This is a genomic window from Nodularia spumigena CCY9414, assembly GCF_000340565.2.
Classification (GTDB): Bacteria; Cyanobacteriota; Cyanobacteriia; order Cyanobacteriales; family Nostocaceae; genus Nodularia; species Nodularia spumigena.
This window is the reverse complement of record NZ_CP007203.1, coordinates 4,505,518-4,527,719: the sequence shown is the minus strand read 5'-3', so window position 1 is coordinate 4,527,719 and position 22,202 is coordinate 4,505,518. Positions and strand designations below refer to the sequence as shown.

The 22,202-nt window shown below is 42.1% G+C and carries 19 protein-coding genes, 1 tRNA gene and 1 pseudogene; 10 read left to right on the top strand and 11 right to left on the bottom strand.

All coding sequences use genetic code 11. From position 1 onward, the window contains the following. Positions 1 to 66 precede the first annotated feature (66 nt). Both NSP_RS19795 and NSP_RS19790 read left to right on the top strand, forming a co-directional pair. Positions 67 to 1,269 carry an anhydro-N-acetylmuramic acid kinase gene (locus NSP_RS19795; RefSeq protein WP_006198358.1) on the top strand — a complete coding sequence of 401 codons (1,203 nt, stop codon included), beginning with the start codon at positions 67 to 69 and terminating at the stop codon, positions 1,267 to 1,269. A gap of 150 nt (positions 1,270 to 1,419) precedes the next feature. Then, positions 1,420 to 1,866 (top strand): hypothetical protein, encoded by a 447-nt coding sequence (locus tag NSP_RS19790; RefSeq protein ID WP_006198359.1) that lies wholly within the window; start codon positions 1,420 to 1,422, stop codon positions 1,864 to 1,866. Positions 1,867 to 2,513: 647 nt separating this feature from the next. Here the strand turns inward: NSP_RS19790 and NSP_RS19785 are convergent. The 4 genes from NSP_RS19785 to NSP_RS19770 all read right to left on the bottom strand — a co-directional run bounded on the left by NSP_RS19785 (position 2,514) and on the right by NSP_RS19770 (position 6,293). Further along, the gene (locus tag NSP_RS19785; RefSeq protein ID WP_006198360.1) at positions 2,514 to 2,711 is read right to left on the bottom strand and encodes an NblA/ycf18 family protein; all 198 of its coding nucleotides are present in this window, start codon (positions 2,709 to 2,711) and stop codon (positions 2,514 to 2,516) included. A gap of 681 nt (positions 2,712 to 3,392) precedes the next feature. Further along, the gene (locus tag NSP_RS19780; RefSeq protein WP_006198361.1) at positions 3,393 to 4,133 is read right to left on the bottom strand and encodes a Stp1/IreP family PP2C-type Ser/Thr phosphatase; all 741 of its coding nucleotides are present in this window, start codon (positions 4,131 to 4,133) and stop codon (positions 3,393 to 3,395) included. A 15-nt stretch (positions 4,134 to 4,148) separates the two neighbouring features. Then, positions 4,149 to 5,837: an ABC1 kinase family protein gene (locus NSP_RS19775; RefSeq protein WP_006198362.1), complete on the bottom strand. Its 1,689-nt coding sequence runs from the start codon at positions 5,835 to 5,837 to the stop codon at positions 4,149 to 4,151. Between the two features lie 129 nt (positions 5,838 to 5,966). Continuing rightward, entirely contained in the window at positions 5,967 to 6,293 is a 327-nt protein-coding gene (locus NSP_RS19770; protein ID WP_006198363.1) for a DUF6825 family protein, read from the bottom strand. A gap of 259 nt (positions 6,294 to 6,552) precedes the next feature. On the opposite strand from NSP_RS19770, the pseudogene NSP_RS19765 reads away from it, so the two are divergent. Further along, positions 6,553 to 7,255 (top strand): annotated as a pseudogene (locus tag NSP_RS19765) (Uma2 family endonuclease). A gap of 123 nt (positions 7,256 to 7,378) precedes the next feature. On the opposite strand, the gene NSP_RS19760 reads toward NSP_RS19765, so the two are convergent. Then, entirely contained in the window at positions 7,379 to 7,954 is a 576-nt protein-coding gene (locus tag NSP_RS19760) for a Uma2 family endonuclease (RefSeq protein ID WP_006198365.1), read from the bottom strand. A 25-nt stretch (positions 7,955 to 7,979) separates the two neighbouring features. Then, positions 7,980 to 10,673 carry a CBS domain-containing protein gene (locus NSP_RS19755; protein ID WP_017804363.1) on the bottom strand — a complete coding sequence of 898 codons (2,694 nt, stop codon included), beginning with the start codon at positions 10,671 to 10,673 and terminating at the stop codon, positions 7,980 to 7,982. A 267-nt stretch (positions 10,674 to 10,940) separates the two neighbouring features. Here NSP_RS19755 and psbZ point away from each other — a divergent pair, with 267 nt between their 5' ends. From psbZ to NSP_RS19730, 5 genes are all read left to right on the top strand, one after another. Then, complete coding sequence (gene psbZ, locus NSP_RS19750; protein ID WP_006198368.1) at positions 10,941 to 11,129, top strand: photosystem II reaction center protein PsbZ; 189 nt, start codon at positions 10,941 to 10,943, stop codon at positions 11,127 to 11,129. A gap of 171 nt (positions 11,130 to 11,300) precedes the next feature. Continuing rightward, on the top strand, positions 11,301 to 11,879 hold the full coding sequence (gene ribH, locus NSP_RS19745) for a 6,7-dimethyl-8-ribityllumazine synthase (RefSeq protein WP_006198369.1): 579 nt from the start codon (positions 11,301 to 11,303) through the stop codon (positions 11,877 to 11,879). 174 nt (positions 11,880 to 12,053) lie between these two features. After that, positions 12,054 to 12,125: transfer RNA gene (locus NSP_RS19740), tRNA-Gly, on the top strand. 359 nt (positions 12,126 to 12,484) lie between these two features. Beyond that, positions 12,485 to 12,895 carry a hypothetical protein gene (locus tag NSP_RS19735; RefSeq protein WP_017804362.1) on the top strand — a complete coding sequence of 137 codons (411 nt, stop codon included), beginning with the start codon at positions 12,485 to 12,487 and terminating at the stop codon, positions 12,893 to 12,895. Between the two features lie 4 nt (positions 12,896 to 12,899). Further along, on the top strand, positions 12,900 to 14,165 hold the full coding sequence (locus NSP_RS19730; protein WP_006199122.1) for a glutamate-5-semialdehyde dehydrogenase: 1,266 nt from the start codon (positions 12,900 to 12,902) through the stop codon (positions 14,163 to 14,165). 124 nt (positions 14,166 to 14,289) lie between these two features. Here the strand turns inward: NSP_RS19730 and NSP_RS19725 are convergent, their stop codons facing one another. The 4 genes from NSP_RS19725 to NSP_RS19710 form a co-directional block, all read right to left on the bottom strand. Then, complete coding sequence (locus NSP_RS19725; RefSeq protein ID WP_006199121.1) at positions 14,290 to 15,381, bottom strand: fatty acid desaturase family protein; 1,092 nt, start codon at positions 15,379 to 15,381, stop codon at positions 14,290 to 14,292. Positions 15,382 to 15,779: 398 nt separating this feature from the next. Next, positions 15,780 to 16,850 (bottom strand): fatty acid desaturase, encoded by a 1,071-nt coding sequence (locus NSP_RS19720; protein WP_006199120.1) that lies wholly within the window; start codon positions 16,848 to 16,850, stop codon positions 15,780 to 15,782. Positions 16,851 to 17,040: 190 nt separating this feature from the next. After that, a complete protein-coding gene (locus NSP_RS19715; RefSeq protein WP_173403309.1) occupies positions 17,041 to 18,093 on the bottom strand; it encodes a fatty acid desaturase in 1,053 nt (350 codons plus the stop codon). Positions 18,094 to 18,332: 239 nt separating this feature from the next. After that, a complete protein-coding gene (locus tag NSP_RS19710; protein WP_006199118.1) occupies positions 18,333 to 19,151 on the bottom strand; it encodes an acyl-CoA desaturase in 819 nt (272 codons plus the stop codon). An 84-nt stretch (positions 19,152 to 19,235) separates the two neighbouring features. On the opposite strand from NSP_RS19710, the gene NSP_RS19705 reads away from it, so the two are divergent. After that, the gene (locus NSP_RS19705) at positions 19,236 to 20,465 is read left to right on the top strand and encodes a methionine gamma-lyase family protein (RefSeq protein WP_017804361.1); all 1,230 of its coding nucleotides are present in this window, start codon (positions 19,236 to 19,238) and stop codon (positions 20,463 to 20,465) included. 37 nt (positions 20,466 to 20,502) lie between these two features. Further along, the gene (locus NSP_RS19700) at positions 20,503 to 20,880 is read left to right on the top strand and encodes a GxxExxY protein (protein WP_006197667.1); all 378 of its coding nucleotides are present in this window, start codon (positions 20,503 to 20,505) and stop codon (positions 20,878 to 20,880) included. A gap of 43 nt (positions 20,881 to 20,923) precedes the next feature. Here NSP_RS19700 and NSP_RS19695 read toward each other — a convergent pair whose 3' ends face one another. After that, positions 20,924 to 22,117 carry a Coenzyme F420 hydrogenase/dehydrogenase, beta subunit C-terminal domain gene (locus NSP_RS19695; RefSeq protein ID WP_006197666.1) on the bottom strand — a complete coding sequence of 398 codons (1,194 nt, stop codon included), beginning with the start codon at positions 22,115 to 22,117 and terminating at the stop codon, positions 20,924 to 20,926. Positions 22,118 to 22,202 lie beyond the last annotated feature (85 nt).

Sequence of the window (22,202 nt, the reverse complement as noted above, 5' to 3'; positions counted from 1 at the left end):
GCCCCCAACCAACATTAGAGTTATAAATTGAATACACATTTGCAATCTAGAAAAGAATCTCTGCCAATGCCTCCGACTAAAAAAGTTACCGTACCTACTCGCGTTATCGGTTTAATTAGCGGCACTTCCGTCGATGGTATCGATGCTGCTTTGGTAGAGATTTCTGGTAGTGATTTGGATTTGAAGGTTTCGTTGCTAGCAGGGGAAACATATCCCTACACACCCGAATTGAGAGCAAAAATTTTAGCCGTGGGCGCTGGGGTTGCCATTTCTATGGCAGAATTAGCAGAAATAGATGATGCGATCGCCTTAGCCTTTGCCCAAGCTGCTCAAAATATCCAAATTGGTCACCAGCCCGCAACTTTGATTGGTTCCCACGGTCAAACTGTTTACCATCGACCGCCCCAAGGGGTTCGTCAAAAATCCAACTGTCTGGGTTATAGCTTGCAATTAGGTCGCGGTGCTTTGATTGCTCATGTGACGGGAATTACCACTGTGAGTAATTTTCGCTTGGCGGATATCAATGTTGGTGGTCATGGTGCGCCCCTTGTGCCGAGAGTAGATGCTTTTTTGCTCAGTGATTCAGCCGAGGGACGTTGTATTCAAAATATTGGTGGAATTGGCAATGTTGCTTACATTCCGCCGCGTCGTGGTTACTGGCTCTCAAAAATTCGCGCTTGGGATACCGGTCCGGGAAATAGTTTATTAGATTTGGCAGTGCAACATTTAACTGATGGTGCTAAGTCCTATGATGAAAATGGTAATTGGGCAGCTAGTGGTATTCCCTGTGATTCATTAGTCGCACAATGGCTCCAGGAAGATTACTTTCATTTACCGCCGCCTAAATCTACAGGTCGTGAGTTATTTGGTGTGGCTTACCTGCATCAGTGTTTAAAAGATGCTGAACCGTACCAATTAAATCCGGCTGACCTACTGGCGACACTCACAGAACTGACTGTTGCTAGCATTGCTCACAGTTATCAGAGTTTTTTACCCGAAATGCCACAACAGGTGTTATTGTGCGGTGGCGGGAGTCGTAATCTCTATTTAAAACAAAGGTTACAGTTATTGTTGCCATCAGTACCAGTGTTGACTACAGATGAAGTCGGTTTGAATGCTGATTTTAAAGAAGCGATCGCCTTTGCTGTTTTAGCCTACTGGCGACAACTGGGGCTTCCTGGTAACTTACCTGCTGCTACTGGCGCACCTTGTGAAATACTTTTGGGAGAAATTCATTCACAACTAGGGATAAGTCGGGTTGATATTTAGAATTTAGAATTTAGAATTTAGAATTTAGAATTTAGAATTGTTTATCACCCCCCTGATCTTGAAGGCAAATCACTATGGCAGTGGTATTTATACTTAGGAGTTATGTCGTGCTGTACTTGGGTTATTGGATCAAGACAAGGAACATACAAGGTGGCTCACACTTTTTTATTGGAACCAGGGCGCTGGACGATGGAAGGCAATTGGCTGGAGCGTCATGGTATGCCAATCAGCGTTAAAGGTATGACCTTGGTGGCTTGGAGTCGAGATAACTGGTTCACTATGGCCACAAAGCTCATATTTCCAAGTAGCGATCGCTCGGAAATCTCTCTGCAATATAAGGGGCGGTTGGACAATGGAGAGCGTCAGTATAGTTTTTTACTGCAACACAATGTTTTAGGCAAGATTGAAGGTGAGGGTTGGATTGGTGTAGATACAATTATGCAGCATTACTGGGTAATAGGCGATCGCCAACGTCGTAGCGGCTTTGAAACCATACATCGCATCTCCGAACAGACCTATTATCTCAGCAGTACCTTTATGGCAGGTCATGTCTTAACCAATACAATGGAAGCTAGCTTACAGCGTCAGTCAGCATAAACTGGGTAATTCTGCGTAAGTTGTATATAAAGGATATCTAGTTAGGCAAAATTGGGCAAACTAAAAATATCTCCATCTCCAAGTGCTGAAAATCATCACACATCAGGAGAAATCTACTACCTACTGTATAGGTATTAGTCACATTTATTGAACATTGGAGTTGAATTTTCTATGTCAGACCCCAACCATATATCATAAATTGTCGTTTTTAGATAATGTAAAACTTTGTTAAGAAAAATCTCTAACTAGTTGTAAGCGTTATTTATAAAAAATATAATGACTATTAATGACAATTGCAAAATTGCATTTACATGAGTACAAAGATCACAGATCATTGAACTCATGGAGTAGAGGCTGTTTAGCGGGATTCAAACAGCGCCAAATGTCAAGAATCTCATCGCCTGTAGGCAGAAAAAATCAGCGTCTGTATATATTGAAACATACCGATGAGTATGATTAATTTCACCCCAAAGCCACAGTAGATTGGAAAAACAATAGAGAGCTTCTGATCTGGCTAAGTAAAGCTTGAAGTCTGGAATTATGAGGATTAACTTGTTTATTTGAGTTGACGCCCCAGCATCCCCAGCTCGTTTCCTCCGTGGAACTAAGCAAGAGAAGGAGGTCGCCCACTGCGACACACATACTCTCTATGCCATAGTGGAACCTGAATCCAAGCCCCACTGATGCTTGAGCAACTCTTGATAAGTTGCTTCGCGCACCATCATTTGTTCATAAAGCTTGACTAAAAAATCTTTAGCTTGATCGTTACTCATGTGCTGTACTTGGGTAGCAAAGGAGCGGATGCTAAATTGCTGTTCCAAAGATAGTTCGATGGGTTGGCTCATAATAAACTCCGAGAAAAACAACGGGTAAAATTTATATCGCTGACACAAATCCCAAAGGTATAATAAGTGGGTCAGTATAGTTCATCCATTTGTACCTCTGTATTAAGAAAGATAACAATTGTTTGACGAATTGCCCACATCCTTATGGGTAAGTTTGTTGTTTTCATATCTTGCACTTCAACCAACTGATGTATAACCTAGGTTGACCAAAGCAAATCTTGGGTAGAAATCACTTTTTGCATACCATCGGTAATTTAGTTGGAATACCCTGATTTACTTCCCACTGATTTCAACTTCTCCTGTAAGGATCTGCTGGTCGAGGGGTAGCAAAAGGTATTAAGCGTTAATTATATTCGCCATACATCATTAGGTGCAAGAAGTCAATTAACGAAATTTTGCAGTATCAGTCTCCAATAGGTAATTTGGAGGTTAAAAGTATTTGTATCAAGTTGCAAATAGGAAAAATGCTCAGGTTGAACAAATTCCTGAGTATATCTACTAAAAAAATGATTTATCAGCTATTTGGGATTTTGAGTTAGCTGTTTTTGGTCAAAACCAATCTCAAATCAATCCGCTACACGGAGTCATTAGTCATTAGTCATTAGCCCACTAGGGGCGGGGTATCCGCCCCAAAGAACCTATGGGCTGTTGGGTCGGAAAATCCCAAATGACAAATTTCAACTATCCTGGAGCGTTTTCTTCCAGCGAGACCATGACGATTGTGATGTTATCGTGTCCACCCTGGGCTTTGGCGGCTTCAATTAGAGAAAGGGAAGCTGTTTCCAATATGGGAGATTTGCCCAGGTGTTCAGCAATATTTTGATTGTTCAGTTCTTCGGTCAAACCATCACTGCATAAAAGCAGGCGATCGCCTATCTTAACATCTAGCGGTTGCACATCAACTTTATGCAAGTCTTCCCTTCCCAAACACCGGGATAATATATGGCGGTAGGGGTGATTTCGAGCTTCTTCTTCAGTAATTTCACCTATTTTTATAGCCCTGGCTACCCAAGTATGGTCTTCCGTGACCAGTTGTAATTGCGACTCCCTAAACCGATATAATCTGGAGTCACCAACGTGAGCGCACCAAGGACAATCAGGTGAGCGAAAAACCACTGCGACCACTGTAGTACCCATATCAGAGCGTTCGGGATGCTGTTGCTGATCATGTACAATGGCTTTGTTTGCTTCCCATAGGGCTTTTTCTAGCAATTTGGGAGTAGATTCACTATCATCCCAGTGGGACACCAAAAACCCTTGAATTTCTTGCGTGGCGATGCGACTTGCTTGTTCACCCCCAGCATGACCACCCATACCATCAGCAACAATAAAAAATCGCCCTTCAGGGTCGATATAGAAAGCATCCTGGTTACTAGAACGAATAAGTCCCGGGTCGCTAAAACCCGTGAAGTTAAGTTTCATAATTTTTGAGAACAATTAATACGTGCGGTCATAACGGTCGAGGCGTGAGAGCAAGCGAATCAGGATGACTGATAATGCTGCGGCAATTAAACCAGCTAGCACAGCCAGCCATACATAACGATTTACCAATAAAATTGTAGCGGAAAGAGTAAATCCACTGATAATTAAAGCGTAGGTTGTGCCTAATTGAATATTACTTTGCCTTCGTAGTAGACGTTCGGTTTCTATAGAACGAACACGCACACGCATATCACCGCGTTCTAATTTTTCTAATGTATCCTCTAATCTCCGGGGTAAACCGAATGCAGTTGTACTGACTTGAACTGCTTGGCGACTTAACTCATTGATAAAGCTATTATTATCAGAACCATTCATATCTGTTATTAGTTGCATTGCATAAGGTTGGGCAACTTCCATAAAGTTAAAATCTGGATCTAAACCTTTGCCTACCCCCTCTAGAGTAGAAAAAGCTCGCATCACAAAAGTGAAGGTTGCAGGGAATCTAAATGGCTGATTATAAGCTAATTCATACAGGTCGTCACTGATTGCGGCCACAGACTGATTTTCAAAGGGCTGATCCATGAAATGGTCTAGCATATACTGGACAGAACGCCGCACTGGCCCCATATCCTCAGTCGGGGCGATCGCCCCTAAATCGATCAGAGACTGGACAACGCGATCGCCATCTTTTTGAGCAATACCAAACAGCGTTTCCATCAATCCTTCACGCACATTAGACTGAATCTGCCCCATCATGCCGAAGTCGTAGAAAATTAAGTCACCATTGGGACTCACCGCAATATTACCAGGGTGAGGATCGGCATGGAAAAAGCCATTATTTAGCAGCTGCAACAAATAAGCTTGAGCGCCAAGACGTGCTAACAACTTACGATCTAAACCTGCGGCTTCTAAAGCTTCATATTGGCTAATTTTAATTCCAGGGACATATTCTAAAGTTAATATTTTGGGTGAAGCATAACGCCAATAAACCCTAGGGACTTTTACCCATTCATAGCCCCGAAAGTTGCGGCGAAAAGTATCAGCATTACGACCTTCATTGAGATAATCAATTTCTTCCCAAAGAATGCGACAACATTCTTCGTAAATTCCCAGCCAATCGCGCCCCCGACCCCATTTCGGGTGGTTTTGAAAATAGCGGGTGATACCCTTGAGAATCTGTAAATCGATTTCAAATAGCTTCTTTAGTCCAGGACGCTGAATTTTCACCACAACTTCTTCCCCGGTGTGCAGCACAGCTTTGTGTACTTGTCCTAAACTAGCAGCCGCCAGGGGAATCGCTTCAAAATTATGAAATAATTCCGGAATTTTCTTACCTAATTCCTCCTCAATACTTGCTTCTACTTGCTCATAGCTGAAGGCTGGCACTTTATCCTGTAATTTTGCCAATTCTTCGACATACTCGCCGGGAAATATATCAGCACGGGTAGAAAATAACTGCCCGACTTTAATAAAAGTGGGGCCTAACTCTAATAGGGTATTACGAATCCAGACCGCTTGGGCTTTGCGTCTTGCAACTTGCTTGACCTCAGTCACACCGCCAGGGTAACTCCAAGATTTGTTGTAACGCCAAAGCTTGAACATTAAGGTCAAGACAAAAGACCAAATGTCCACAAAGCGCCGTCTGCTAGAGTAGTTTTCCTGATTCCAACGGTATGCTTGATGATCTAAATAACCTGTTTCCATATTTTTTGTGTACCGTTGGTTGTTAACCAAATCCCTTGGATGAAAAGACACTCTTATTCCTGAACCATTTACGAGCAAGTGTCATGTGATCATGGCTAATGACCGATGACCAATGACTAATGACTAATTTTATACAGAATTACTGCGATGACGTTGCAATTCATTCCGCAAGAGGGCAATTTCTGCTCTGAGTTCATCGATTGTTGCTTGCAAATCAACAGGCTCAGAACTAGAGTAGCTACCGCCGGGGGTACTTTGACCAGAATTAGCCGCTTCTGCTGCCCGATTTGCCCGTTCTAGGACCTCTTGTGTGAACTGGCGCATTTGTTCTCTCGCTTCGGCATCAAATTTGCCCAAATCGCTCAAAGCGTCGGTTACAGCTACCTCTAGGCGCTCATTAATTACTTCGGCTACAGCTCTGCCTACGAAAAAGGCTTGTACAAGTGGGTTACTCATAAATTTTTGTTACGTTGCTCCGCAAGAGAATTATAACTTGCCTGTCTGCTTTGCGGCTTCTGCTGAAGAGGAAGAAATTTAGACCAGTCAGGAATGAATAAATTACCGCAGGCTCTAGGAGATTATATAGTAGCAAACTTATCTATACACAGGCTATTACTTACGGTAAGCTACGCGTTCAGGCAGTATACCGCAGGCGATCGCATAGCATAAAAATGCTAAAATCGATTTATAATTTAGTTGATGCCATACTTATTCTATGACCATTGCTCAAGAATTAGCGCCCCCAGCAGGCATCTTTCAAGATGTAATCTTTCCCCCTAGTGATTTATATAGTGATGAGCCTCCCTTGGAAACTGAACTACATTTAGAGCAAATAATGCTCTTACTCAAATGCTTAAAATGGCTGTGGCGAGACAGAAATGATTTTTATGCGGCGGGAAACCTAACTATCTACTACAGTCCACACCAGCGCAAATCACAAGACTTTCGAGGACCAGACTTTTTTGTTGGTTCTGGGAACTGAACGCAAAACTCGCAAAAGTTGGGTAGTTTGGGAAGAAAACGGCAAATATCCTCATGTGATTGTGGAAATTCTGTCTAATTCCACAGCACAGACAGACAAAGAATTAAAGAAACAACTTTATCAAGATACTTTCCGTACCCATGATTATTTTTGGTTCGACCCCTACACATTAGAGTTTGCGGGATTTCACTTATTAGATGGAGAATATCAACCTCTACAACCAAATGAACAAGGACATTTGTGGAGTCATCAACTAGGTTTATATCTGGGAGTTCATCAGGGGTTGGTGAGATTTTTTACAGAAACTGGGCAATTAGTGCCGACACCGGAAGAAACAGCAGAACAAGCAGAACAAAAAGCTGAACAAGCAGAACAAAAAGCTGAACGTTTGGCAGCAAAACTGCGAGAATTAAATATTGACCCTGATACTATTTAATTTGTAATTCGTAATTCGTAATTTAAGAGCGTATATTTATTGGAATCAGTGGCGATTCCCAAGTTATCACTGATTGTAATTATTAATTATGTTTACTCTTGATGATGAAGGCTAATCTTATTCTCATTCAAAATTTATTCCTTCATAAATATCACTGAGAGAAATTTGAAAATCTATTGTTTGTAGTGATAATACTGCATCTTGGGTTTCATACTCTGTTAATACCCATTGACCATCATTATTTTTATAAAACTGTTCCACAAAATATTCGTATTGGTCAATCATAATATATTCTTTAAATGTGGGCAGAGAACGGTAATATCTAAATTTACTGGTTTTATCGTAGCTTTCTGTAGATTTAGATAATACTTCGGCAATTATTACAGGGTTAGTGATAGTCGTAGTCCCAGTTCCTTCATATATTGGTTCTCCTGGAATAATCATCACATCAGGATATGTGTAAATACGATAACGGGGTATCGATAATTTGACATCACCCATGTAAATTTTGTAATTTTTACCCCGCATTCTGAATTTGAAATTGGTGCAAAAGTTTAAAGATATTTCGTTGTGATTGGTCGTACCACCAGCCATAGGGACAATTTCTCCATCTAGATATTCATTTTTGTATTCTGATTTCTCTTCTATTTGTAAATATTCTTCTGGGGTGTACTGGCGTTTTTGTGTTTGGATTTGCATAAAACTTACCTCTGTGTAAGACAATTTATTGAGGATAATTCTCGGCTAAAAACTCTTCAGCTTCTGTTCTATTTTTAATCACTCCGTCTAAAGTAGCAGCGCGTAAATCATCTAACATTTGGCGAAATTGTTTCCCTGGTTTGTAGCCTAATTGCTTTAAATCATTACCATTGAGTATTGGTTGTACATTTGCCAAAACTGTTAAATAATGCCATATCTGCTTTCTGAGGATGCGCGGACTTGGCAAAGCGATTAAAATCAGCATGGGTAAATCATACTTTCGTAGTAACTGCACTACTTGACTGGGACGCTGACAAGTGGGTAATAATTCCCTCACCGTAGTTTGAGCTTTATCCAAATTTTGCAAGCGTTTTATTCCATCCTCTGGTAAATGCAGATTTTTGGCTACTTTCTCGCGATACTGCGGTTCTAAATGAGCAATTAACGCTTCTAGGCGCATTTCCCAGTGTATGAGGGTTTGTTCAGAATCAAATCGTCGTAAACAGCGTTCTAATAATCGCAATTGCTGCAAAAGTGATTCATCGAGTTTCAGGGTAGGATGAATACACTGCAACGCCCCTAATTGATTGAGTAGTTGTAACGCTGATTTCCAATAGGGGGTTTGGAGGATGTATTTTAATTCGGCTTTGAGTCGAGTTTGTAAGGCCGGGGTTTTAATATTTGTTTGGGCAGTGCGATCGTAAACGCCACTATTGATAGCATAATGAATAAACTCTTCGGTTTGTGCTTCGATTTCAAATCCAAAGCGCACAGCGAAGCGCACAGCGCGATAAATGCGAGTCGGGTCTTCAATAAAACTGTTGGGGTGTAAAACCCGAATTTGCTTGGCTTGTAAATCTATTAAACCGCCGAAGAAATCCAGTAATTCCCCAGAACGAGGAGAAGTCAGGCGCAAGGCGAGGGCGTTAATGCTAAAATCACGGCGATACAAGTCTTGACGAATGGAACTGGCTTCAACTTCCGGGTTTGCGGCTGGGTAAGGATAAAATTCTGTTCTAGCGGTAGCAATATCCATCCATAAAGAATCTAATTCTGGGTCTTTGTGCCATAGTAAAGCCGCAGTTTGAAAAGCCCCATGAATTTCTAACCGCGCCCCTGGATAAATTTCTTGCAGTGCTTTTGCTAATTCTACACCAGCACCCACATCTGCTGCTTGGTGAAAGCCATCAACTACAAGGTCAATATCTGTAATCATTAATGAACCTGCGGCTGATTCCGCTAAGAGCAAGTCTCGCACAGCACCACCGACTAAGTAAAGATGCCAACCGCGTTTTTCTGCTGCTTGGGATGCTACGGTGAGTAATTGCCATAATTGCGGCGCAAGCCGATTTTGTAACTCTGTATTAAAATTTATTTTGAATTTTGAATTTTGAATTTTGAATTTGTTTTCTTCATCGGCTTGATGTAATTCCCGCAAGACATCGGTGCGGGTGACAATTCCTACTAATTGCCCATTTTCTAATACAGGTAAGCGTCCAATATCATAAGTTACCATCAATGATTCGATTTGGGGCAGGATGGTGTCTGGTGTAATTGTTTTAACTTTAGTTGTCATGTAGCCTTTGACTGGCGCATGACTAAAGCCGTGGTGTAGGGCAATATCTATATCTCGTCGCGAAATAATTCCTACCAGTTTTCCTTGGGTATCGACTACAGATAAACCAGAGTGTCCATAGCGTAATAAGATACTTTGGGCTTGGGAAATTGTGGTTTCGGGACGAATGGTGCGGACTGGGGAAGACATCAAGTCTCTGGCTGTGGGAGGATGAGGAATTGAGGTTTTGATGCCGTCTAGAAGTTGTTGTAATGTTTCTTGTGGATTTACTTGGCGTAAACTCAAGGATGCAGCTTGAGAATGTCCACCACCGCCGAATATTTGAAATAAGAGGTTGAGATTTACACCGGGTATTTGGCTTCTCCCAATGATGGTTAAGCGTGAGTCACCTTCTTTGTGAGTATATTCGTTTGCCAGTAGTAAAGCATCTATTTCGGTTAATTCTACGAGTTGTGAAGCTAAACTTGATAACCCTGGCACAAATTCTTCTGTTCTGAGTGTTACCCATCCAATAGTATATCCACGCAAGGAAAAATATTCTAAATTTTCTAAGGCTTCAGTTAATAGCTGTTGTAATTGAGGCGATAAACCGGGGTCAAGATAAGTGGAAATTACCGATGAACTCACTCCTTGTGCCATTAACCAAGCTAAAGCTAAAGCATCTCTGGGTGTGGCACTGTCAAAGGTTAATGAGCCTGTATCCACATGAATACCCAATGCCATGACTGTGGCTTGGGATAAAGTCAGGGGAATTTGCTGTTGTTGCAATTGTTCCACCATTAAAGTTGTACAGGCTCCCACTGGTTCAATATGGGATGCTGTGGCGGGAATATTTAGCTGTTGACTTAAGTGATGATCATAAACTATGATTTGTATGTTGGGTAAATCTAACCATTCGGCAGCTTTACCTAGGCGATCGCGCTGTTGTGTATCCACAACTCTCACAGAACGAATATTTTCGGCAATGACTGCACGTCTTTCAATCAGGGGATATTCATCCCGGTGTAGTGCTAAAAAATCTCTGACAGGCGGATGTGCGCCACCGCTCAAGACGATCTTACTGCCTGGCAATAGACAGGTCAGCCCAACTGCGGCTCCCAATGCGTCAAAATCTGCGGTTGTATGACAAAGAATTAAGTCCATATTCATAAGTCATTAGTCATTGGTCATTAGTCATTGGTCATTAGTCCTTGGTTGGAAATCCTAGTTGTTATGGAGTGCAGAATCGCTCAGAGCCTGGATGAGCAGGACTAAAGTCCTGAGTACAAACTAGATTTCGTTACCAGTGGTTACTTAAGAGTGACTATAGTGACGCAATTTCTGCTAGCTTAACAAATAAGGCCAAACTGTTGGTGTCGCCCTTTAGGATATTCTAGATTTAGTATTTGCGCTAGTTTGAGAGAAGGAAAAATGACCATAATATTTCAATTCGCTTTGATATCTTTAGTTCTCACATCTTTTGTTTTGGTAGTTGGCGTTCCTGTAGTCTATGCTACCCCACAAAATTGGGTGGAATCTAAAAAACTGCTCTGGCTTGGTTCTGGAGTTTGGATTGCTTTGGTGCTTTTAGTCGGTATATTAAACTTTTTTGTAGTTTAAGCGATCGCTGATAGCTATTTCCCCAAAATAGATCGCAACTACAGGAGCAGAAGAGCCAAGAACAAGATTTTCCGGTGATCTTGTTCTATTTACCTAAATGTGCTTTTCTGCTCTTTGGCATCTCCAGAAGAAATGTATATTGGTCAGAGTATAGTTGATTAAGAGGCAGTCATGGCAGTTTTTGAGGGAACTTTTGCTCAAACCGAACCATTGCGTTTAGCAGTGGTTGTGGGTCGATTCAATGACCTGGTTACCGGGAAGCTGCTAGAGGGTTGTCAAGATTGCTTGAAACGCCACGGTGTAGACCCAGACCCCTACGGTAGTCAGGTGGACTATGTTTGGGTTCCGGGAAGTTTTGAAGTGCCTCTAGTCGCCCGCCAACTAGCACTTTCCCATCGTTATGATGCGGTAATTTGTCTGGGTGCAGTGATTCGGGGACAAACGCCTCATTTTGATTATGTCTCGGCGGAAGTGTCTAAGGGCATCGCCGCCGCTAGCTTTCAAACTGGTGTGCCGGTAATTTTTGGCATTTTGACTGTGGATACTATGCAGCAAGCCTTAGAACGAGCCGGGATTAAAGGTAATCATGGCTGGGATTATGCCATGAACGCCCTAGAAATGGCTAGTCTGATGCGGCAATTGCGCTCTAAACTCACAGAGTCATATCCCCGGAACGGCCAGTCTTTACCAGCATCTTTTTCTGGTCAAAACGTCGGCAATTTAGCCGCAGAGTCAGAAGAAGTAGGCTGAAGCGTTTCCTGTGTGCTGAGGAATGCGAATTTTATCAAATGCGCCAACCTCACCCCCAACCCCTCTCCTTACTAAGGAGAGGGGAGCTAGTTAAAAAATTCAGCACTTGAAAGTTTAAATTTAGGGGTTGACAAATCAAAATATATCTGAGAAGATAGAATTCACATGGGAACTGCGGGTATAGCTCAGTGGTAGAGCGTCACCTTGCCAAGGTGAATGTCGCGCGTTCGAATCGCGTTACCCGCTTTAAAAAAAGTTTGAAATCTAGGTTAATATAACCTCTGGGATTATATAGCCTGAATAAAACTTTTGGGGTGTAGCCAATTTGTGTTATGTGGGTGTACTACACTTGATTAGGTTTAGCTAATTGAACGGTAGTATGAACAGGCAAATCATGATTTAGCATCTCCTGGAAATTTACAGCAGATTTCATCTGAGTAGGTACACAAGGGCAGGCATCTTTGCCCCCACCCGCAAGGTTTATAATACTAATGTGTCTACTTCATTTACTTGCAAAGTGCTGTATGCTGAGAAACCAAACCCCAAGGTATTGAGGAACGGTGTTCTCGCAGAAGATAAAAAACACGCTCAAGTTATTAGAACGCTTGTGCCATCTCAAAAACCCGAAAAAAATTGATTTTAACACGGAATATCCTTGTCCCTGCCGTCGCAAAGGACAGTTAGTTCCGATTACACTCACAGAAGCATTTGGTTGCGATCGCTGTCAACAAATCTTTGTAGTAGAAGATAATGGTCATGTGCTAGAACAGCTTTCAACCACCTATCCCTACAAACGAGCTTGGCACTGGACGGGAAAAATTTGGCGTGTTGTGCCGACTCGTTTGGGAGAAAGCTATCTACCTATAGCGCTAGGGATTATATTCGTGCTAGTGATTATATGGTTACCATTAGCACTGCGATTGGCAAATGGTTCTAGCATTATTGCATGGGCGATAGTGGCGGTACTGTTGGCTATTCTGCCTGCACTGATGGTCTGGCTTACTTACAGACGTTAATTCAATGACCGTTGAAGTTTTGGATGATTTCCCCGAACCAATTACTAGCGCTCAACGCGCTTATCAAGCCTCCCTCAAGTTGGGGTTTACCAAGGGCGTAGACCGCAGTCGCGCTGTGTTAGCAATGGCACAGGCGCTCTTAAATTCCTTTGATGACATTTTGGAAGCTAACACTTTGGATTTAGAAGCCAGCAAAGAAATGGCTGTGCCAGAGTTAATTTTAGATTGGCTGAAGCTGACTCCTACGAGGCTAGAAGCAGCAGTAGAAGTTCTTCAGAGGTTGGGGGAAATCTCCGATCCTTTACGGCGCGTCAGGACTGCTGACTATCAATTAGAGGATTCCCAGAGTTACACTCAGTTAATGCCTTTGGGTGTGATTGCATTTGTGTATGAGGCTTTTCCTGATTTAGGGGCGATCGCAGCTGGTTTATGTATTAAGACTGGCAATAGTATTATACTCAAAGGTAGTACAGAAGCAAGTCATTCCAACGAGGCGATCGCTAATGTCCTGCAAAGCGCCTTGGAAGAAGTTGGTTTACCTCCAGGCTGTTTAGAACTGATTAAAGCCGAACACGGTGGTTCGATTCGGGATTTAGTCACCCAAGACAAGTACCTGAATTTAGTGTTACCCTATGGACGTTCTAGCTTAGTCCAGCAGGTGATGCGACAATCAACTTGCCCCGTGTTAAAATCAGCAATGGGTAACTGTCACCTCTATTGGTCACTTAATAGCAGTTTAGACATGATTCGCTGGATGATTACGGATAGCCATGAAAGCGAACCAGACCAAGTAAACGCCATTGAAAAAGTATTAATTCATCGTCAAGCCTTACCATCATCTTTAGCAGTTCTGTGGAACAGTTTAAAAGAAAAAGGTTTTGAAGTTAAAGGAGATGAAGAACTAGTAGAAGCTTTTCCCCACTTACCGCTAGTCAAGTCAGGAGAATGGGGCAGCGCTTATTTAAATAAGACAGTAGCCTTTAAACTGGTAGATAGTTTAGAAGATGCGATCGCCTGGATTAATCAATATAGTAGCGGTCATGCTGACTGCATTGTAACAGAATCTTATCAAGAAAGTCGCCAGTTTGCTTTAGGAGTCAACAGCGCCTCTACCTACATCAATACTTCCCCCAGGTTTTCTCGCAACCCTTCACGGGGAGATTCAGTATTCCTCGGTATGTCTAACCAAAAAGGACATCGGCGAGGATTTATCAGTTTAGAAACATTAACAACTGCGAAGCACATTGTCCAAGGGAATGGACGGTTTTAGGATTACAGGTGCTTTAAGTGTAACTTGATAGAACAATTCTAAACAAGTTTATCACAGACATATCCCGGAATTTTTCCATAATTCCGGGAACTGAACCTATTTTACAAATCAGATAGAATTGCTATTACTCTAGATTTGGTGCGCTTCCCATGAGCTTTAGCCAACGATAATTAGAAGCTAATGCTTCAGTGAAAGTTTCACAAACATTGTACTTCACGCCAAAATCTTCGCAGACATCAGCTAATATTTTAGCTAGTTGGGGATAATGTATATGACAAATATTTGGAAATAAATGATGCACAACTTGATAGTTAAGACCACCAAGATACCAGTTTAAAAACTGATTTTTGGGAGCAAAATCTACAGTTGTTTTGATTTGAAATATTGCCCATTCATCATTAACTTGCTGCAAATCTGAATTTGGTTCAATAAACTCGGCTGCTTCCAAAACATGAGCCATCATGAAAATTATACAAATCATTAAGCCATAGGTCATGTAAGTAATCACAAAACCCACAACTGCTTGAATAGGTGAATATCCGACAGCAATTGGTATTCCCAAGAAAAGTCCCAGCCACATCAATTTTCCACTGAAGAAAACCAACAGGTCTAGTGGTTTAAGTTTAGGAATATCATAAGTATGATATTTACGTTTAAACATAACTAAATAAACATCAGCAAAAGACCAATACAAAGGGATGATGGGATATATAAACCAAATAAATACGTGTTGGAATGAGTGATACCATTTATGCTCCATATAAGGAGTCATTCGCACTAAGCCATCACCATGTATTTCGACATCATGCCCTAATATATTAGTGTATTTGTGGTGTAGAAAATTATGTCTAAATTTCCACAAAAAACTAGACAAACCAATTATATCGAAGGTGTAACCAAAGATATTATTGACCATTTTGTGGCGAGAATAACCACCATGATTTGCATCGTGTCCCACACTAAAACCAATACCAGCAATACCGAATCCTAAAGCAATACAGCCAATTACTTTGAGCCATATTTCAGGCGGACCGAAGAGAGTAAAAGTCCAAGTAGCGACGACCCATGACAAAATAACTGTTGTCTTCATGTACATCGCCGCATTATCTCTAGTAGAGATATTCTGCGACTCAAAATAAGCATCAACTCGCTTATTTAATTCCTTTCTAAAACCGTAATTTTTGGTAAAAGTTACTTTTGGTTGTGTTTGCGTCATTTATTTGATTGCACTGGATTCATTTGTGGGATAAAAATCGGACTTTTTCGTATATTTCTAGTGTCAACTTTGAAAAATACACCAGAATATACACTCTAGTAATTCACATCAAAAGCTTAGTAGATAAAAACTACCAGAATCAATTTTTACAGAATAATAGACATTAATCAAAACCTTAATATTCAATTAAGAAACTTGTCTTAATTCTCCTCACCTCTCTTCTTTGCGCCTAACGCACTTCGTGCTAGAGCCTACGGCACGCTCCGCGTTAGCGGAGCTTTCGCTTTAGCGATACGCTTCGCTGGTGCGCCTTTGCGTGTTAGCGTCAGCGAGGCGTAGCCCGATAAAAAAAGTCCGCGCCTGCGGACTTTGTGTATATAGCTAAGAATCATCCTCGCCTACTTCTGATGATTAGAGGTGTAGTAAACCTTACTACCTGTATCCGGGACAAAATGACAGCTAAGAGCTGAACGCCATACAGACTTCCAAATTGGCTCTTTAGACTCGTGGAAATATTCACCCATAATTGGTTTAATCGCCTCAGTCGCCTTCAGCAAATTGTAGTGAGGCATATTCAGAAAGATATGATGAGCAACATGAGTACCGATATCATGATGGATATGATTGATAAAACCATAGTCTCTATCAATACTAGAAATCGCACCTTTAAGGAAAGTCCAATCTTCTCCACGATACCAAGGAATATCTGACTCTGTATGATGCAAAAAAGTCACCAAATCTAGCCAAATCACAAACACAATGTAAGGCATAGCGTAGTATTTTAGTAACCACATCCAACCCCATTGAAAGGTAAAGAAGCCTAGTAAAGCCACCATACCAATCCAAAGTGCAGTGCTAGTGATAATATCCCATTTTTCGGAAGGCTTAAAAAGTGGGCTACTGGGTGAAAAGTGAGAGCCTTCCTTCCCTGGGGAACGCTTAAATAAATACACCGGATAAGCCAAAAGAAAAACATAATATCTGCCTAACTTTTGGACTAATGGCATTTCCTTATACTGCGATTCTGACACAGGATACCAGCTTTCATCGTTATCAATGTTGCCAGTATTTTTGTGGTGAGTTCTGTGGCTAATTCTCCAACCGTGATAAGGAACTAATATCGGCGTGTGAGATAAATGTCCAATCAAATCATTCAGCCATTTGTGCTTAGAAAAAGATTGGTGTCCACAGTCATGTCCAACTACAAACAAAGCCCAAAACATTGTTCCTTGCATGACCCAGAAAACCGGCCAAAAATACCAAGAATCTAGGTAATTAGCCACTGCATAAAGCAGTCCAATAATCAAGATGTCACGAAAGAAATAAAATAGGGATTTTGTTACACTGGGCTGAAAGCATTCAGCAGGTATTGCTGCTTTCAAATCCTGAAGAGTAAAGGGGAGTTTGGTTATATCCTCAGACGGTTCACAGTCATCAGGATTATTGAAAGCGACGGTATTTGATTGCACTTGATTCTTTGGTGAAATATAAATCGGATTTTTTTGACATATCTCTAGTATCAGCTTGGACTAATACGCAAGAAGATAATCTCTGGTAATTCACCTAAGAATAGTAAGTAGATCAAGAATTACCAGAATCTATTTAATTTACAGGATACTAAAAACTATTGCAACAACAATAATACAAGTTGGTTGCTATTTATTTTCCTGCGTAATATTCGTCGAAAGTCTCATAGCCAATATCAGTTTTATACAGTTGACATTGGTTTGTGATTTGCTTCATTAAAGACCAAGAGAACTCACATTCATCATGGAGATAAGGCTGCCAATTTTCTTTGATGCTGCTGTAAGCTAGCCGCAAATTATAGGAAGGAATGGCAGTGGAAAGATGATGAGGAACGTGGACATTGATATCGTGGCAGAAAATTTCAACCCAACGAGGATAATCACAATGAATCGTACCTGATAGCTGTGCCAAAGCCTCGTTCCACTTGTTTGCTGTGTTAAAAGGAACATCTGATGCAGTGTGGTGAACGATGGTGAAGGTACTCATCCAAAAATGGTATACCATCCAGGGTAAGAGCCAAAACTTGACAAATCCCCAAATACCTGTTGTCGCAATTAGGAGAGGAAATGCGATCGCCGCAAATATCACGACTACAGCCACAGACAGCTTAACACTGGATTGGTCTTTGGTTTTGAAGTTCCGCGCATCAAAATGCACCAACGCCCAATGTCCGATGGAACCTACCCACCACAGACGCTTACGCATGAAGCCTTCAAAGGCAAACTGCCTAAAAGGTGTCCAATTGGCAAATACGTGTGTTCTAATGGGATGCCAAGCATTATCCTCATCCAGTTTGTTGGTATGAGCATGGTGATAATTATGCTTAATCCGCCAACTGTGGAAGGGATAAATTAAGGGAGCCATGAATATGTGTCCCACTAAATCATTTACCCAACGACGTTTGGCAAAAGACCTGTGACCACAATCATGGCCAATTACAAAAAAACCTGTTAAAGCAGTCCCTGTAAAAATCCAAGCTACAGGTAAGAGAAACCACGGACTGATAGCCAGAAAACAGTAGCCCAAGGCGACCATCAAGACACTGAGCATGGCTTGTGTCCAAGCTTTGCGACTGTTTTTTTCAAAACATTCTCGTGGCAAAGTTTTGATAATATCTTTGAGCTTTAAGTTGGGTTCGCCAAGGTCTTCACCTAATTTCTGGCTGTTGATTATTGATGTAGTCATGAACACCTGGAAAACAGTATGCTTCACAGCCAAGTCACCAAAAAAGTGGCTAGGCGCAAAGTTTCTTAACATTAGCGTCTCAGATTATAACAACCTCAGCTACACAAGCGCACTATTAAATAGCTGTAGTTGATAATTTTCTGAAATAGTGAATGGTTATTAGTTCCTCGGAAAAATTCCTTTTTAGCCAATAGTGAATAAATTCTGTATTTATCCACTATTAACCAATAACCTGGAAATTACTGCTTTTTGGCAGCTAACTTGACATTAGTCGCCAGACCAAGTGATTGCAGTAATTGAACTGTCATCCAAGTTAAATCGATTTCCCACCATTCCAGCCCGTGACGAGCTGAGTATTGAAAAGCATGGTGGTTATTATGCCAGCCTTCGCCGAATACTAGCACAGCGACCCACCAGCAGTTTGTGGAGCGATCGCCTGAATCATAACTGCGATAACCGAATTTGTGAGTAGCGCTGTTCACCAGCCAGGTGCAATGGTAAACCCACACAATGCGAGCAAACACGCCCCAAACCACAAAAGACCAGCCACCCAGATACATGAGTAATAAACCCAGTGCTACCTGAACCAAAATGAAATATTTTTGTAAAAACTGATAAACTGGGTCTTCGGCAATATCCTTGGTAAAACGAGGAACATCAGCGTGAGAGGGAGAGTGATAAATTAACCAACCGATATGACTCCACCAGAAGCCTTTATTGGAATCGTGGGGATCTGGGTCAGTATCAGAATGTACGTGATGAATGCGATGTGTCCCGATCCACTCAATTGGTCCACCTTGACAGGCCAAAGTCCCGCAAAAGACCAAGAAATATTCCAGCCATTTGGGAGTTTGAAAACTGCGGTGAGTAACTAGACGGTGAAATCCGAGAGTAATCCCCAGTCCACCTGTAATCCAGTAAAGCAATAAAGCTACACCAACGGCATTCCAGCTAAAGTTACTGGGAAGAAAAGCGAACAAAGCGCCGATGTGCAAGGCTAGGAAAAACAGGGTATTTACCCAGTTAATTTGAAGTTTCGTTGAAGTAGCAATTGTCATGCAATAACCCGATTGAAATTGTCTAACCTAATCTGCGGGGTTTGAAAATCCGCATATCTATAATTTTTTCTAAAAGAGGAACTAATGAACAGCTTAGAACAGATGCGGCAAGCAGAACAGGCACTAATAGAGATTTTTTCTGGAATTGACGCTCAGGTCAAGCATAATCTCAAACGAGTCCTAGATGCCTTTCGTAATCACCGTGTAGGCGCACACCATTTTGCGGGTGTTAGTGGCTATGGTCACGATGATTTAGGACGAGAAACTTTAGATAAAGTTTTTGCCGAAGTTATGGGCGCTGAAGCTGCGGCCGTGCGGGTGCAGTTCGTTTCTGGAACTCATGCGATCGCGTGCGGCTTATTTGGTGTTCTCCGTCCTGGAGATGAGATGTTAGCAGTGGTCGGTTCTCCCTACGATACGCTCGAAGAAGTCATTGGTTTACGGGGTAAAGGCCAAGGCTCCCTTATTGAGTTTGGCATAAATTACCGCCAATTGGAGCTAACCGCCGAAGGAACTATAGATTGGGAAACCTTAAGTCATAGCGTAGCTGACCATACCCGTTTAGTATTAATCCAACGCTCTTGTGGTTATTCGTGGCGGCCGAGTTTATCAATAGCGGATATAGAAAAAATCGTTCATTTAGTTAAACAGCAAAACCCGAACACTGTCTGCTTTGTCGATAACTGTTACGGTGAATTTATTGAAACCAGAGAACCCACAGATGTGGGTGTGGATTTAATGGCGGGGTCATTAATTAAAAATCCTGGGGGAACGATTGTCACCGCAGGCGGTTATATAGCTGGTCGGGCTGACTTAGTAGAAGCCGCAGCTTGTCGTTTAACTGCTCCTGGTATTGGTAGTTATGGTGGTGCGACCTTTGACCAAAATCGGCTGCTCTTCCAAGGCTTATTTTTAGCTCCCCAGATGGTCGGGGAGGCGATGAAAGGGACTCACTTAACTGGTTATGTATTTGATAAATTGGGTTATCCCGTAAATCCCGCACCCCTCGCGCCTCGTGGAGATGTGATTCAAGCGATTAAATTGGGTTCTGCGGCCAAGTTAATTGCTTTCTGTAAGGCGATTCAGCAGCATTCACCAGTTGGTTCTTATCTGGAACCTATTCCCGATGAGATACCGGGGTATGAGAGCCAGGTAGTGATGGCTGGGGGGACGTTTATTGAGGGGAGTACTTTGGAGTTTTCGGCGGATGGACCTTTAAGAGAGCCTTATGTGGTTTATTGTCAGGGGGGGACTCATTGGACTCATGTGGCGATCGCATTAGAAGCGGCGATGGATGCTGTGGGTATGAGTTAAGATTGTCTCACGCAGAGACGCAGAGGCGCGGAGAGGAATGATTGAGAATGAGATTACGGGGGAGATTGTGGATGCTGCTTACAGGGTTCATGTGAGTTTGGGGCCTGGGTTGTTGGAATCTGTTTATGAGACAGTTTTAGATTTGGAGTTACGGAGGCGCAAGTTACAAGTGAGGAGACAGGTATTGATTCCAGTCATGTATGAGGGTATACGCTTGGATGAAGGTTTTCGGGCTGATTTAATTGTCGAAGATAAAGTAATTGTTGAACTCAAATCCGTAGAAACCGTTCATCCAGTACACCACAAACAGCTACTAACCTATCTCCGACTTGCTGATAAACGAGTGGGATTGCTAATCAACTTCAACGTCTCACTCATCAAAGAAGGAATTTCACGAGTAGTTAATAACCTCTAAAAAACCTCCTCCTCTCTGCGCCTCTGCGCCTCTGCGTGACATCTTACTCGGGTAACTTATACCCCCCCACAATCCTCTTAGCAAACTCCGGCACATGAGCCGCCAACTTCTCAGGATAATTGCGCTTCACATACAAATAATTCCGCGTAAAATGGGAATCAATGGAAAACCGCGCATACTCTAAACCCTTCGGTCCAATTTTTTCAATCACCACACCCATCAATTTCGCCGCCCACATCGGCAGAGTCACGCCCTTATCGTAAGCAGGAATACTCTGTTGCACAGCCTCTTTCCTGTTCCCCTGAGACATCACCGGCTGAGTGTCTAACTGGTCTTGCACCAAATCCAGCATTTCTTTTCCTGTATCATTTCTGACTACAATCCACTGCCAGCCGAAGGGTGCGCCCATATAACCCACAACTAAATCAGCTAGGGAATTAACATAATCAAAGCAAGTCATACAGGAAGGTGCAAACACATCTTTGAGTTTATTAGTCTTCAAACCAAAGAATGGCACGGTTTCGCTGGAACCATCCTCATGTTTGAAGTGAACTCGGAAGTCTTGCATAAATTCATAATGCACCACTGTATCAGGTGAACGGCTAGTGGTTTCTAAGAATGTTTGCAGTCCGGCGCGGGTAACGTTATCTACACAGGGTGTACCCAACACATAGAGTTTTTCTAAGCCTAGTTCTTTTTCTACGGCTCTCAGGGCTTGAATTTGGCAACCTACACCAATGACTAATAACCGTGTCATCCCCGATTTTTCTATTTGTTCTAAAACAGAAAGGTTGGGCGATAATGTTGGTTTATTTACTCTAGCTGCCAGTATTTCTTCTGGGGTACGGGCGATAACTGGCATGGGTTGAAAGCGGTCTTCTTTGGTGTTTTGGACACAGACAACACCTTCAACTAAGCCGCGATTCAGCATTTCAATGGCAATGGTACTGACAATACCTGTCCATTGTGCGCCTTCTATGGGCTGCTGTTTGCGGGCGGCGATCATGTCTTGATGAACACCAAAGTATAGTTCATTTTCATTATCTAGGTCACGCGATCGCTTGTGGGTTTGTTCTTCAAGTCCCCCTATCTGCTGATTAATAAAAGCGCAGGCTTCCTTGACATAATGAATATAGTATGTATCACACAGTCCGCACTCGCTACAGAGTTCTTTCGCCGGGCGGCGACTAGTAGATTTGAGGGCTTTGGCTTTTTTGTGAGGAGAAACTGAAGTCATATTAAGCGCAATTTGTGATCTCAAAATTTAAAATAGCGGAATGCTGTATTTTACACAAAATTTCAGAGCAATTCTACACGTCTAC

Excerpts from the sequence above, each read along its gene's own strand:
- NSP_RS19795 (WP_006198358.1), top strand. The coding sequence starts at position 67 with ATGCCTCCGACTAAAAAAGTTACCGTACCTACTCGCGTTATCGGTTTA.
- NSP_RS19785 (WP_006198360.1), bottom strand. The coding sequence starts at position 2,711 with ATGAGCCAACCCATCGAACTATCTTTGGAACAGCAATTTAGCATCCGC.
- NSP_RS19780 (WP_006198361.1), bottom strand. The coding sequence starts at position 4,133 with ATGAAACTTAACTTCACGGGTTTTAGCGACCCGGGACTTATTCGTTCT.
- NSP_RS19775 (WP_006198362.1), bottom strand. The coding sequence starts at position 5,837 with ATGGAAACAGGTTATTTAGATCATCAAGCATACCGTTGGAATCAGGAA.
- NSP_RS19770 (WP_006198363.1), bottom strand. The coding sequence starts at position 6,293 with ATGAGTAACCCACTTGTACAAGCCTTTTTCGTAGGCAGAGCTGTAGCC.
- NSP_RS19760 (WP_006198365.1), bottom strand. The coding sequence starts at position 7,954 with ATGCAAATCCAAACACAAAAACGCCAGTACACCCCAGAAGAATATTTA.
- NSP_RS19755 (WP_017804363.1), bottom strand. The coding sequence starts at position 10,673 with ATGGACTTAATTCTTTGTCATACAACCGCAGATTTTGACGCATTGGGA.
- psbZ (WP_006198368.1), top strand. The coding sequence starts at position 10,941 with ATGACCATAATATTTCAATTCGCTTTGATATCTTTAGTTCTCACATCT.
- ribH (WP_006198369.1), top strand. The coding sequence starts at position 11,301 with ATGGCAGTTTTTGAGGGAACTTTTGCTCAAACCGAACCATTGCGTTTA.
- NSP_RS19730 (WP_006199122.1), top strand. The coding sequence starts at position 12,900 with ATGACCGTTGAAGTTTTGGATGATTTCCCCGAACCAATTACTAGCGCT.
- NSP_RS19725 (WP_006199121.1), bottom strand. The coding sequence starts at position 15,381 with ATGACGCAAACACAACCAAAAGTAACTTTTACCAAAAATTACGGTTTT.
- NSP_RS19715 (WP_173403309.1), bottom strand. The coding sequence starts at position 18,093 with ATGACTACATCAATAATCAACAGCCAGAAATTAGGTGAAGACCTTGGC.
- NSP_RS19710 (WP_006199118.1), bottom strand. The coding sequence starts at position 19,151 with ATGACAATTGCTACTTCAACGAAACTTCAAATTAACTGGGTAAATACC.
- NSP_RS19705 (WP_017804361.1), top strand. The coding sequence starts at position 19,236 with ATGAACAGCTTAGAACAGATGCGGCAAGCAGAACAGGCACTAATAGAG.
- NSP_RS19700 (WP_006197667.1), top strand. The coding sequence starts at position 20,503 with ATGATTGAGAATGAGATTACGGGGGAGATTGTGGATGCTGCTTACAGG.
- NSP_RS19695 (WP_006197666.1), bottom strand. The coding sequence starts at position 22,117 with ATGACTTCAGTTTCTCCTCACAAAAAAGCCAAAGCCCTCAAATCTACT.